Raw genomic sequence first — 13574 nt, 5'->3', positions numbered from 1 at the left:
GGGGACAGGAAAAGCGATTTAATCCGACTGTAAAAGTCGGTATTGCCGACAAGGTTTGGCTCAATATGGTCTGGTTGTTCGACAATTGGCGACAGAGTTTGCCGCTATCGCAGCATTTTCCGCTGCCAGCGGAGCGCGGTAGGACCCTGCCGGTGGCAGAAAATGGTGAAAGTCCTACAAAAAAATCAGCAAGTGCACACGGCATTTCCCAGCAGGGTGGTTGTCCGGGTTTGGGGGGCCATACAGGGGCAGGGGGCGGTGCTTGAATCCGCGGACGACCCGTTTCAAGGATGAAGCCCCCATGTCTGCCGCCGACACCTTTGCCCTGACCTGCGCCCAGCGCGATATCTGGCTGGACCAGCTCAGTCACGGCGATTCGCCGCTGTACAACATCGGCGGCTATGTCGAACTCGATGGCGCCGTGGACAGCGGGCGACTACAGCGGGCGCTGGCTCATCTGGTGCGCCTGCATGACGGCCTGCGCACGGTGCTGGTCAAGGGGGCCGACGGCCTGCCACGCCAGCGTTTCGACGCCGACTTGCAGATCGAGCTGGATGAGCACGACCTGCGCGGCGAGGCCGAGCCGGGCACTGCGGCCCAGGCTTTGATGAAGGCCCTGATGCGTCAGTTGTTCGCACTGTATGAGGGCCCGTTGCTGCGCATTGCCCTGCTGCGCGTGGGCGAGCGGCGCTACCTGCTGGCTGCCCAGGCCCATCACCTGATCCTCGACGGTTGGGGCTTCGAGCAGTTCTTTCATCTGCTCGGGCGCTACTACGGCCTGCTGGAGCAGGGGCGCCCCTTGCCGGCGACGGCCACCTCCTACCGTGACTTCATCGAACAGGACCAGCTCTACCAGGGCTCGGCACGCGAGCGGCGCGACTTCGACTACTGGCTGGCCAGCTATCGCGAGCTGCCGGATGTGTTGCTGCGTCAGCGCGAGCGTGGCTTGAAGGGTACGACGACCCCCAGCCGGGCACTCGATCGCGACTTTGCCCCCGACCTGCTGGCGGCCATGCGCAGCCTGGCGGCGGCGCAGCAGGCCTCGCCGCTGCATGTGCTGCTGGCGGCCCTTCACGTGTGCTTCTGCCGTACCGAGCAACGTGATGCGTGGGTGGTCGGCTTGCCGGTGCGCAACCGCACCGGCAAGCACAAGGCGACGCTGGGGCTGTTCACCCAGGTCAGCGCCCTGCGCCTGGATTTCGCGCGCACGCTGAGCTTCGCCGAACTGGTGCACGCCATTGCCGGCACCCTGCGGCGCGACCTGCGCCACCAACGCCTGGCACTGAGCGAGTTGAATCGCAGCCTGGGACTGCTGCGCGAGGAGCGTGCGCAGTTGTTCGAGGTCACTGTCTCCTACGAGGAGGAGGGCAACGACCTCCGCTACGGTGCGCTGCCGACCCACACGGTCAAGGTCAGCAACGACCATGAGCCGACGCCGCTGTCGATCTACCTGCGCAGCAACCGCCACAACGGCAAGGCCTGGCTGCACCTGGTGCACAACCTGGGCTGGCTGGCCGAGGACGAGGTCGAGGCGTTCGCCGAGCGCCTGCTGCAGGTGTTGGCGCAGGGGCTGGCGCAGCCGAACCTGCGGCTCGACGATTTCGAGATCCTCACCGCTGCCGAACGGCAACGCTTGGCGCAGTGGAACGACACCGGTCAGGCGGTGCAGGGCGAGCCGCTGGTGCATCGGCGGATCGAAGCGCGGGCGGCGTTGCAGCCCCAGGCCACGGCCGCCGAGCACGACGGGCAACGCCTGAGCTATGGCGAACTGAACCTGCGTGCCAATGCCCTGGCCGAGCGGCTGGCGGGGCTGGGCGTGGGGCCGGGGCAACGGGTCGCGGTAGCCGCCCGGCGCGGACTCGACACCCTGGTCGGCCTGCTGGCGACGCTCAAGGCCGGCGCGGCCTATGTGCCGATCGACCCGGCCCATCCACGGGAGCGCCTGGCCTACCTGCTGGCGGACTGCGCGCCACAGGTGCTGCTGACCCAGTCCGACCTGCGCGAACGCCTTGCCCCGGGTGATCTGCCGGTCATCGAACTCGACCGCCTGCCTGCGCTGACGAGTGCTGTGGCCAACCCGCAAGTGGCCGGGCTCGGCGGCGACAGCCTGGTCTATGTCATCTACACCTCCGGCTCCACCGGCCAGCCCAAGGGGGTGATGGTCGAGCACCGCATGCTGGCCAACCTGGTCGACTGGCACTGCTCGGCCTTCGGCCTTGACGCTGACAGCCACACCTCCAGCCTCGCCGGCTTTGGCTTCGACGCCATGGCCTGGGAGGTCTGGCCGGCCCTGTGTGCCGGCGCGACCCTGCACCTGGCGCCGGTGCGCGATGGCTCCGAGGATATCGATGCGCTGCTGCAGTGGTGGCGTGCGCAACCCTTGCAGGTGAGCTTCCTGCCCACGCCGGTGGCCGAGCATGCCTTCGCCCAGGGGCAGCCACATCCGACCCTGCAGACCTTGCTGGTGGGGGGCGACCGACTGCGTCGCCTGGCCCGCGAAGGCGGCTACCGGGTGGTCAACAATTACGGACCGACCGAGGCCACGGTGGTGGCGACTTCCGGCGAGGTCCGGACAGGCGGTCCGCTGGCCATCGGCGGACCGATCGCCAACACCCGCCTGTATGTGCTCGATGCTCAACGCCGGCTGTTGCCGCCGGGCGCGATGGGCGAGTTGTACATCGGGGGGGGCGGCGTCGCCCGGGGTTATTTCAATCGCCGGGAACTGAGCGCCGAACGTTTCCTCGACGATCCTTTTGCGCCAGCGCCGGGCGCGCGCCTGTATCGGACCGGTGACCTGGTGCGCTGGCTGGCCGACGGCACCCTGGAGTACCTCGGGCGCAACGACGACCAGGTGAAGATCCGTGGCGTGCGGGTGGAGCTGGGCGAGATCGAGAATGCCCTGGTCGCCCACGAGGCGGTGCGCGAAGCGGTGGTGTTGCTGCGCGACGGGCAACTGGCGGCCTGGTTCATCGCCGACCAGCCGGTGACACCCCTGGCGCTGCATGAGTACCTGCGCAGCCAGCTGCCGGCGGCGTTGCTGCCGGCAGCCTACGTCGCGCAGCCGGCCTGGCCGCTGACCGCCAATGGCAAGCTCGACCGCCGGGCCCTGCCGGCGCCGGGCATCGAGGCGTCGGTGCGGCGCGCCCACGAGCCGCCCCAGGGCGTCGTCGAGGAGCAACTGGCGGCGCTGTGGGCCGAGTTGCTGCAGGTCGAGCGGGTAGGGCGCCAGGATCACTTCTTCGAACTGGGCGGCCATTCGCTGCTGGCAGTGCAACTGATCGAGCGCATGCGCCAGCAGGGCCTGCGCGCCGACGCGCAGGTGCTGTTCGGTCAGCCGACCCTGGCCAGCCTGGCGGCGGCCATCGATGCCGCGCCAGCGCGTGAGGTGCCGGGCAACCGGGTACCGGCCGGCTGCACGCGGATCACCCCCGAACTGTTGAGCCTGGCCGCCCTCGACCAGGCCAGTATCGACGCCATCGTCGCGACGATTCCCGGTGGCGCCGCGAACGTGCAGGAAATCTACCCGTTGGCGCCGTTGCAGGAAGGGTTGCTGTACCACCACCTCACCGAGGCCCGCGATCCGTACCAGCAGCAGGCCTTGTTCGCCTTCGCCAGCCAGGCGGCGCTGGAGGCATTCGCCATGGCGCTGGAACAGGTGATCGCGCGCCACGACATCCTGCGCACCAGCCTGGCCTGGGAGGGCCTGGAGCAGGCGCAGCAGGTGGTGTGGCGCGAGGTGCGGCTGCCTCGGGCGAACTTCGTCGCCGCGTCTGGCGATGCCGCGTCGCGGTTGCGTGACCAGGCACCTGTGCTCGACCTGCGTCAGGCGCCAATGATGGCCCTGGCTTGCGTCGAGGACCTCGAGCAGCGGCGTTGGCTGGGCTTGCTGCACTTCCACCACCTGGTCAACGACGCGGTGTCGGTGCAGGTGCTGCTGGGCGAGCTGGGCGCGCTGATGGCCGGCCAGGGGCACACGCTGCCGGCGCCGGTGGGCTACCGCAACTATGTCGCGCTGAGCCGCGATCCGGCGCGCCAGGCGGCTCATGAACAGTTCCTGCGTCAGCGCCTGGCTGGGGTGGAGGCGCCTGCGAAGCTGGCCGGCATGGCGGAGGGTTCCTTGGCGGCGCAGCCGTTGGAAAACCACGGCGTCACCCTGCCCACGACCCTGGCGGCACGCCTGCGGCGCCTGGTCAGGGCGCAGGATGTCGGCCTGGGCAGCCTGTTCCACCTGGCCTGGGCCCAGGTGCTGGGCGCCCTGGGTGGACGCGAGGAGGTGGTGTTCGGGACCGTGTTGCTGGGACGGGTCATGGCCGGCGAGGGGGCCGAGCGGGCCCTGGGCATGTTCATCAACAGCCTGCCAGTCCGTATCGTCCTGGGCGAATGCGCTATCGGCGAGGCATTGCGCGATACCCACGGGCAACTGGCCGCCTTGCTGGGCCATGAAGATGCGCCGCTGCTGCTGGCCCAGCGCTGCAGCGGCTTGCCAGCCGGTGTGGCACTGTTCGACAGCCTGCTCAACTATCGGCACGGTGCCGCGGTGGACACCGCGGCGCTGGCAGGCGTCAGCCTGGTCGAGGCCAGCGAAGTGCAGAGCCACGCCCTGGTGTTGACCGTGGATGAGCAGGGCGATGTCCTGCAGTTGATGGTGCGGGCGCCTCGCGCGCTTGGCGCGCAGCGGGTGCTCGGGCATGTGACCTGCGCCTTGCAGGCCCTGGCCGACGCTCTGGAAGACGATCCGGCACTGGCGCTGACCACGCTTTCGACCTTGCCGGCCGTGGAGCGCGAGCAACTGCTGCTCGCCTTCAACGACACCGAGGAGGCGCTCGACCCAGCCTGCCCGCATCTGCCGGCGTTGTTCGCCGCCCAGGTGCGGCGCACCCCGGACGCGGTGGCGCTGCAGAGCGAGGAGGGGCAACTGACCTACCGCGAGCTCGATGCCGAGGCCAATCGCCTGGCCCATCACCTGGTCGCACTGGGCGCGGGGCCCGACACCCGGGTGGCGGTCTGCCTGGAGCGCGGCCTGCAACTGATCATCGGCCTGCTCGGCGTGCTCAAGGCCGGCGCTGCCTATGTGCCGCTGGACCCGGGCTATCCGGATGAGCGCCTGCACTACATGCTGGCCGACAGCGCCCCCCTGGCGTTGCTGGTGCACAGTGCCACCGCTGGGCTGTTCGACGACCAGGGCGCGGCGGTGACCGTCGATCTCGACCAGGCGCACTGGCGGCAACAGCCTGCGCATGCCCCGCAGGTGGCCGGGCTCAATGGCCGGCACCTGGCCTACGTGATGTACACCTCGGGTTCCACCGGCACGCCGAAGGGGGTGATGGTCGAGCACCGTGGCTTGTGCAACCTGATGCACTGGGGCTCGGCGCTGTGCCCGCCGCGGCCCGATGGCGCTTTGCTGCAGCGTGCGCCGTTCAGCTTCGACGGATCGGTATGGGAATTGTTCTGGCCGCTGTGCGCCGGCCTGCGCCTGGTACTGGCCAGGCCGGACGGGCATCGCGACCCGGCCTATCTGGTGCAACTGATCCAGGACCGCCAGGTGACCTGCGTGAAGTTCGTCCCGGCGTTGCTCGATGCCTTCCTCGAAACGCCCGGGGTGACAGGCTGCACCAGCCTGACCGATGTCTTCTGCGGGGGCGGCGAGCTGACCCTGGCCCTGGCCGCGAGCCTGCGCGAGCGCCTGCCCAGGGTGCGCCTGCACAACGTCTACGGCCCTACCGAGGCCACCGTCGACAGCACTGCCTGGACCCTGGAGCCGCACCAGCCGCTACCGGGCAGCGCACCGCCGATCGGCCGGCCGATCGGCAATACTCGCCTGTACGTGCTCGATGCCCATGACCGGCCGGTGCCGCTGGGCTGTATCGGCCAGTTGCATATCGGCGGGATCGGCGTGGCCCGTGGCTACCTGGGCCTGCCCAGGTTGCAGGCCGAGCGCTTCATCGCCAGCCCGTTCGTTGCCGGTGACCGGCTGTACCGCACCGGCGACCTGGTGCGCTACCGGGCCAACGGCGACCTGGAGTTCCTCGGTCGTAACGATTTCCAGGTCAAACTCAACGGCCTGCGCATCGAACTGGGCGAGATCGAGGCACTGCTGGCGGCGCATCCGGCCCTCGGCCAGGCCGTGGCCCTGGTGCGCGACGAGCGCCTGGTCGCCTATGCCAGCCGTCGCGACGGCCAGCCGGCGCCGTCCCCGGAGCTGCTGCGCAACTACCTGCTGGCACGTTTGCCGGCCTACATGGTGCCGTCGGCCTATGTGCTGCTGGACACGCTGCCACTGAGTCCCAATGGCAAGGTCGACCGCCAAGCGTTGCCGGCGCCGGATGCCGAGGCGGTGATCAGCCGCGCCTACCAGGCGCCGCGCGACGAACTGGAACAGACCCTGGCGCAGTTGTGGGCCGAGGTGCTGAAGATCGAGCAGGTAGGGCGCGACGACAACTTCTTCGAGCTCGGCGGACATTCACTGTTGGCGGTCAACCTGGTGGCGCGCATGCGCCAGGCCGGGCTGCAGGCCGATGCCCGGCTGCTGTTCAGCCAGCCGACTTTGGCCGGGCTGGCGGCGCACACGCGCAAGGCCGAGGCGCGGGTGGCCATCCCGCGGACTACCATTCCAGGCCTGGCCAGCCGCCGGCGGCTCTGAGCGCCTGACGTCATGGCCGGCCCCTGCCGACAGGCCGGTCATGACGTCGAGCAGCCTCGACCCTTGCCCCGGACTGCGGATCTTGGCACCCTTTGCCAGCCATTGCGTCTCGTTGACTCCGCACACAATTAAGGAACCACCAGGGTGAGTTGGGAAAAAGTCGGTAAATTGCTCGTCGGCCTGCTGGTCGTGGTGGCCTGCGCCACCGGGTTGTACACGCTGGTGCGTGACGGCAACCGCCTCGAGGCACGCCTGACCTATGCCTACCTGACCTACCCGAGCCAGTTCAGCGAGCGCATCAGCCAGGCCAGCGACTTGCTCAAGTACGAGCACCTGCACGAGCAAGTCGGCGAGATCGGCGCCGGCAACCTCAGCCATGCGCAGATCGACAAGCTGGTGGACCTGGCCCAGGCGCCCTACCTGCAACTGTTCGCCAAACCCTTCGAGGCCGGGTTGGTGGACCACCGTACTGGCCTGCTGATCGAACTGCGCAACCCCCGCGAGGTCCCGGCCAAGGCCGTCCAGGTACGCCTGCCGGCCAAGGGGCTGGTGCAGATCCGCGACGATGCGCAGAACGACACGATCCTCCAGGCACCGACCAACACCCTCGACATCCCAGTCATCGAAGCCGGCGGGGTGTGCAAGATCTGGGTGTATTTCGACGCCGATTACTCGTTGATCCGCCAAGGCGGGATCGGCATCCGCGATGCCGACGGCAAGGCCAATATCCAGGTCTACCGCGAGTTCATCGGCTTCCCCGCGCTGGTGGCCAGCTACAGCACCGAGCTGATGGTACTGCTGGCGCTGCTGGTGATCGGGGTGCTGGTGCTTGGCTACCGCAGCCTGGCGCTGCGCGCCGGAAGGCCCTGAGCGCGATCTCGAGGCCTGGCCGGTGCGTCACGAGGAGCATTAGCTGGGGTAATGAGAACCCCGAAATCCCCGCGTTTTACATTTTCATGAAGGCCACCCAGAATCCGCCTCGCAAAACGTTATAAGCATATTCCGGTTGTGCCGGAAGATGCTTCGCATCAAGGACGATGCACCCTTCACCCAGGCGGGTGGCTGCCTACACGAATACCTTCGTGCGGTGGTCCATGGCTCGCCCGGGTGAGGGCTGTCTGCAGGCAGTCATCAAGGGGGTGGCCATCATGGCCAACAGGGCACAGGGTGTGCCGACGTTTGCTGCGCCCAGCTTTCTGCCGATTGCGCCGAAAGCCTTGCAACAGGTGCAGCTCAATACGCGGCAATGGTTCTTCAGACTGGTCAACCAGGAAGAGCGACACGGTTTGCTGGAGCTGGTCTGGCTGCGCCTGCAGCAGCGCTTCCAGGCACCGTACGATGCAGGCCCGGCACAGACGCTGAGCGCCGTGCTGCAAGGCCGCGACCCGGCCTCGCAGAGCTTGCATGGGCAAGTGCGTGAGCTCATGCCCTTGCTGGTCGCGCAGCCTGAGCGCCTACGTCATTTCTACTTTCAGCACGCCCCGCTGTTCAAAGTGATGGGCGGCTGGCTCGACGGCGTCACCTCGATCGCCCATGCCTGGCGGCCAGACGCCGGCCTGCTGTTGCAGATCCACATGCGCATGGTCGGCGATGGTTTCCCCGAACGCAGCCAGAGCCGTGCCTTCGAGCAGGCTGCGTTGCGTGCCGGGGTGGCGTTGGGCGAGGTCTTCAGCCAGCGTTTCAGCGACGCCCCGGAGATTGCCGAAGCCGCCTTCGAGCTGCCGGTGTTCCTGCTGTCCCTGGCCTGCTTCCCGCAAGCCTTCCAGGCTCGCACGCTGGGGGTGAACCTGGCCTTGTGCGACTACCTCGACCACCTCAACCTGCTGCGCGATGGCGACACGCCGCTGTTCGGCCTGGCCGCCCCCAGCCTTTATCGCCCCTTGGCCTGCGCGGCACTGGAGGCCTACTTGCGAGAGGCACCGGAGGGGGCCCAGGACGAGGTGCTGCAAGGGCATGCCTGTGCGCTGGCGTTGCTGGCCGCCGAGCAACGGCGCCTGGCCACGGAGCTGGGTGACGCGCAGCGCTTCGACGAGCACGCGGCGATGCTGACCCTGATCGAGCGGCTTGGCCATCACGGTTGCGGCTACCACCGGCGCGGACAACTGGGGGGCGAGCCCATCGACCACTGGCTGAGCCCGGAGCGCTTCTGCCCCCACGCGACGCTGGCGGCGCTGGCCGATTCGCGCTACGTGCGGCCAGGCGAGCCGGCGCGCAGCGCACTGCTGAACCTGATCGGCAAGCCTGAAGGGCGCATGTTCGGGGTGTTCTCGGCACAGGACATCCGTGTGGTCGAGCGCTGGATCGCCACCCTGGACCCTGCGCGCAGCCAGGTCGTGCAGCCTGAGCCGCGGCCGCTGCCCAGTGGCGGCGAGCGCGACCTGTGCCAGGCGGCACTGGCCCAGGCCAGGCAGCAAGCGCTGGACAAATACGCCGGCTGGCCCCTGCAGGCGCTGTATCCCTTGTTCCTGCAGATCGACCAGGCCCCCGATGCATTACCGGCGGCCAGGGCCTATGTCGAGGACTGGCTGGCCCAGCACCGTGCACGGTTGCAGCGCGATGGGCTGCCCTTCGAGCGTTACAGCCACGCGGCCCTCGGGCAATGGCTGGAGGCCCAGCATGCGCGGCAGGTGAGCAGTTACCAGCCCCTGCGCGGCGAGCCCGAGGAAACCCGCGAGGAGATCATCGCCGATGCGCTGGCCCTGGCTCCGCTGACCCTGATCGATGGCGCCTGGCTGCGCCAGGTGGTGGCCCCGGCCAGCGTCACCAGCCCTATCGGCGCCTTGCTCTACCGCACGCTGGTCGACGAACTGGGGCAGGGCGACTGCGACCTGCACCACGGCAATATCTACCGCCAGTTGCTCGCCAGCATGCAGGTCGAGCCCTGCAGCTTCGTCGAGCCGCACTTCGCCGGCCTGGACTGTTTCGACGAGGACGACCTGCGGGTGCCGGTGTTCTGGCTGGCGATCTCGCTGTTCCCGCAAAGCTTCCAGCCGGAAACCCTGGGGCTGAACCTGGCGATGGAACTGTCCGGGGTCGGCGGCGAGTACCGACGCTCCGCCGACATCCTGCGCCACTACGGTTTCAGTGCCCTGTTCACCGACCTGCACAACACCATCGACAACGTGGTCAGTGGCCATACCGCCTGGGCCATCGAGGCCATCCGCCTGCACCTGGACGATGCCCTGCAGCGCGGTGGCGTGCAGGAGCAGGCGCGGCACTGGCAGCGGATCTGGCTGGGCTACCGGGCCCTGAGTCCGCCGCCGCGCTCGCCCTGGCAGCAGGCGAAACGGCATCTGCGACAGCTGCGTGACACCTTCACCCATCCGCGAGGTTCCTCATGACATACGGTTTTCTCTCCTTTCTGCTGGCGGTGCTGATCATCAACCTGGCCCCGGGCCCGGCCATGCTGTACGTGATGAACCAGTCGCTGCGCCATGGCGTGCGCACCGGCCTGAAGGCGGCTGCCGGGGTCGAGTTCGGGGTGTTCTTCTACGTGTTGCTGGCCGCCTTCGGCCTGATGCTGATCTTCAAAGAAGTGCCGCTGCTGTACCGCATCATCCAGGTCGCTGGCGCCCTGTACCTGCTGTACCTGGCCTACCAGTGTTGGCCGCGGCGCAGCGCGGCGGCCAGTGACGGTGAAGCGGCCCCGGCGCCGGCAGGTTTCGCCTTTGGCAAGGGCATGCTGATCAACCTCACCAACCCCAAGATCGGCCTGTTCTTCGTCAGCCTGCTGCCGCAGTTCGTCCCGGTCGATGCCCAGCCGGCCTGGCTGTACTTCCTGATCTACGGCCTGGTGTTCAACATCGGCGGGATCGTGGTGAACATGACCGTCGGCCTTGCCGCCCACAACCTGCGGGCGTTCATCCAGCGCAGTTCGTGGTTCGACTATGTGCCGCCGGTGCTGTTCCTGGGCATTGCCCTGTTGACCCTGACACGGGAGTTCGCATGACTTACATCCTCGGGCTATCGGCCTTCTACCACGACAGTGCGGTGACCCTGATCAAGGACGGGCAGATCGTCTGCGCCTTGCAGGAGGAACGCTTCTCACGGGTCAAGCAGGACAAGGGCTTTCCTCGTCATGCCCTGCGCCAGTGCCTGGCGCAGGCGGGCATCAGCCTCGGCGACGTGGCCTGGCTCGCCTACTACGAAGACCCTGAGATCAAGTTCGAGCGGATCTGCTCGACCTACAAGCGCAACTTCCCCCGTGGCGCCCTGGCCTTCGCCCAGCAATACACCAAGTTCGCCGCGCGCAAGGACATCAAGGGCATCATCGCCGAGGAGCTGCGCGCGCTGTTCCCGGACCAGCCGATGCCGCCGCTGTTCGTCAGCCAGCATCACCTGAGCCACGCCGCGTCGGCGTTCTACCCCTCGCCCTACCCGGAGGCGGCGGTACTCTGCGTCGACGGGGTCGGCGAATGGGCCACCACCACCGCCTGGCATGGCCAGGGCGCCAGCCTGAAGCCGCTGTTCGAGGTGCGTTTCCCGCATTCGCTGGGCCTGTTGTATTCGGCGTTCACCTATTACTGCGGGTTCAAGGTCGATTCGGGCGAGTACAAGCTGATGGGCCTGGCACCCTATGGCGAGCCGCGCTACGTCGACACCATCCTCGACAAGCTGATTACCCTGAACGAGGACGGCAGCTTCACCCTCGAGCGCCAGTATTTCGACTACGAAGTCGGCGAGCGGATGATCAGCGATGCCTTCGAACGCCTGTTCGGCGCGCCGGCGCGGGAGCCGGAAAGTCGTATCGGCCAGCGCGAGATGGACCTGGCTGCATCGATCCAGGTGGTCACCGAACGGGTCATGCTCGCCCTGGCCCAGCGTATCAAGGCCCAGACCAACGCCGAGTACCTGTGCCTGGCCGGCGGCGTGGCGCTGAACTGCGTGGCCAACGGCAAGCTCCTGCGCTCCGGGCTGTTCAAGGGGATATTCGTGCAGCCTGCCTCGGGCGATTCCGGAGGCTCGCTCGGGGCGGCGCTGCATTGCCACTACCAGACGGCCGACGCCCTGCGCACGGTCGACGGTCAGCACGATGCGATGCAGGGCGCCTACCTGGGCAATGCCTACGACAACACGCAGATCGAGCAGACCCTGCAACGTCTCGGTGCGCACTACCAGAAACTCGAGCCGGCCGCGCTGATCGAGTCCACCGTGCGGCAACTGGCGGACGACAAGGTGGTCGGCTGGTTCCAGGGGCGCATGGAGTTCGGCCCGCGTTCGCTGGGCGCGCGCTCGATCCTCGGCAACCCGCGTTCGGCCTCGATGCAGAGCGTGATGAACCTGAAGATCAAGAACCGCGAGTCGTTCCGTCCGTTCGCCCCGGCGGTGCTGGCCGAGCAGGCCGGGCAGTGGTTCGAGCTGGACACACCGTCGCCGTACATGCTGATCGTCGCCCCGGTACACCCGGACAAGCGCCTGCAGGGCCTGGACGAGCGGGGCTACAGCGGCATCGAGAAGCTCCAGCTGACCCGCTCGCAGATCCCGGCGGTGACCCATGTCGACTGTTCGGCGCGGGTGCAGACCGTCGATGGCCGCCACAACCCGAGGTTCCGCGAGCTGCTGGCCGGGTTCGCCGCCCACACCGGTTGCCCGGTGCTGATCAACACCTCGTTCAACGTGCGCGGCGAGCCCATCGTCGAGAGCCCCGAGGATGCCTATCGCTGCTTCATGCGCACCGAAATGGATTGCCTGGTGATCGGCGACTACCTGCTGAGCAAACCCGAACAGCCGCACTGGCACGAAGAGGCCGACTGGAGAAACCAATATGCCCTCGACTGAAAAACCGCTGCTGAGCCACCACGAGGCGGTGCAGGAGGTGTACCGCTGGACACCGCAGATCCGCGACTACGACCGCTTCATGCACATCGGCGCGCGCTGGGTGCCGTACACCATGTACTTCCACGAGAAGCTGTTCCGTTCGCCGACCATCAACACCGATGCCCTGGGCTTTCGCTACACCGAGCTGGACGGACGGCGCTACTCGGTGGCCGAGCGCCCCGAGGGTGGCAAGGTCAACCTGCTGGTGGGCGGTTCCACGGCACTGGGCGTGGGCTCGACCCGCGACGGGGCGACGGTGGCGTCCTACCTGAGCGCGATCACCGGCGAGGTGTGGCTGAATTTCGCCGGGCGCGGCTACAACTCCACCCAGGAGTTGCTGATGTACCTGATGCACCAGAAACGCCTGGGCCAGATCGGCCATGTGGTGGTGCTCAGCGGCATCAATACCCTGGCGCTGGAGGGCATCCCCGACGCCTTCGCCAGCGAGCATGGCCGCTATTACTACTCGTTCGAGTTCCAGCACTACATGAACAAGTTCAACGAGGACATGAAGCGCAAGAAGAACACCTTCGGCGCCAAGGGCGGCGAGTCGCTGCTGCAGCGCTGGAAGCAGGCGCTGTTCTACGACAACCCGGCGGACGAGGTGATCACCGACGAAGGCGTGTCGCTGGACGCGCGCCTGGAGCGCGCCGCGCTGTCGATCACCGATGCCCTGAAGCAGTGGCGCCTGCTGCTGGCCGGTAGCGGGGCGAGCCTGAGCTTCGTCCTGCAGCCGCTGGCGCACTGGTGCCGGGAGCGCCTGACGGCGGAGGAGGAGGCGGTGTTCCACGCCATCGACAGCTGCCCGAACAATTTCTACCGCTTGTTCAGCGGCGTGCTCGGCAAGGAAGTGCATGCGCCGTTCCTGCGGCATATCCAGGCCCATGCCGACGGCATCCCGTGCCTGGACATGAACGCGATGCTTACCACCAGCCCGGTGTTCGAAGAGACGCTGTTCGTCGACCGCGTCCACTTCAACGACCTGGGCAACCAGCAACTGGCCCAACTGCTCAGTGATGAACTCGGCCTTTACCAGGAGAAGCAGCATGAAGATTCTTCGCAAACTGTTAAGTCTGTTTAAGCGCAAGAAGAAACGCGGCGGGTCCATCTACCCGCT

Annotated in this window: 6 protein-coding genes; all 6 read left to right on the top strand. The window is 67.4% G+C overall.

Annotated features, from left to right (window positions below; all coding sequences use genetic code 11):
* Window positions 1-301 precede the first annotated feature (301 nt).
* The 6 genes from F3J43_RS00890 to F3J43_RS00865 all read left to right on the top strand — a co-directional run bounded on the left by F3J43_RS00890 (window position 302) and on the right by F3J43_RS00865 (window position 13538).
* Window positions 302-6640 carry a non-ribosomal peptide synthetase gene (locus tag F3J43_RS00890; protein WP_166882937.1) on the top strand — a complete coding sequence of 2113 codons (6339 nt, stop codon included), beginning with the start codon at window positions 302-304 and terminating at the stop codon, window positions 6638-6640.
* A gap of 144 nt (window positions 6641-6784) precedes the next feature.
* The gene (locus F3J43_RS00885; RefSeq protein ID WP_166882936.1) at window positions 6785-7510 is read left to right on the top strand and encodes a hypothetical protein; all 726 of its coding nucleotides are present in this window, start codon (window positions 6785-6787) and stop codon (window positions 7508-7510) included.
* 278 nt (window positions 7511-7788) lie between these two features.
* On the top strand, window positions 7789-9981 hold the full coding sequence (locus tag F3J43_RS00880) for an iron-containing redox enzyme family protein (protein ID WP_166882935.1): 2193 nt from the start codon (window positions 7789-7791) through the stop codon (window positions 9979-9981).
* Window positions 9978-10589 carry a LysE family translocator gene (locus F3J43_RS00875; protein ID WP_166882934.1) on the top strand — a complete coding sequence of 204 codons (612 nt, stop codon included), beginning with the start codon at window positions 9978-9980 and terminating at the stop codon, window positions 10587-10589. The genes F3J43_RS00880 and F3J43_RS00875 overlap by 4 nt, the downstream gene beginning before the upstream one ends.
* Window positions 10586-12418 carry a carbamoyltransferase family protein gene (locus F3J43_RS00870; protein ID WP_166882933.1) on the top strand — a complete coding sequence of 611 codons (1833 nt, stop codon included), beginning with the start codon at window positions 10586-10588 and terminating at the stop codon, window positions 12416-12418. The genes F3J43_RS00875 and F3J43_RS00870 overlap by 4 nt, the downstream gene beginning before the upstream one ends.
* Entirely contained in the window at window positions 12405-13538 is a 1134-nt protein-coding gene (locus F3J43_RS00865; protein WP_166882932.1) for an SGNH/GDSL hydrolase family protein, read from the top strand. Before F3J43_RS00870 ends, F3J43_RS00865 begins: the two co-directional genes overlap by 14 nt.
* Window positions 13539-13574 lie beyond the last annotated feature (36 nt).

Source organism: Pantoea sp. Cy-639 (assembly GCF_011752525.1).
GTDB lineage: Bacteria > Pseudomonadota > Gammaproteobacteria > Pseudomonadales > Pseudomonadaceae > Aquipseudomonas.
The sequence above is the reverse complement of the archived record's forward strand: the minus strand, read 5'-3'. Positions and strand labels throughout refer to the sequence as shown.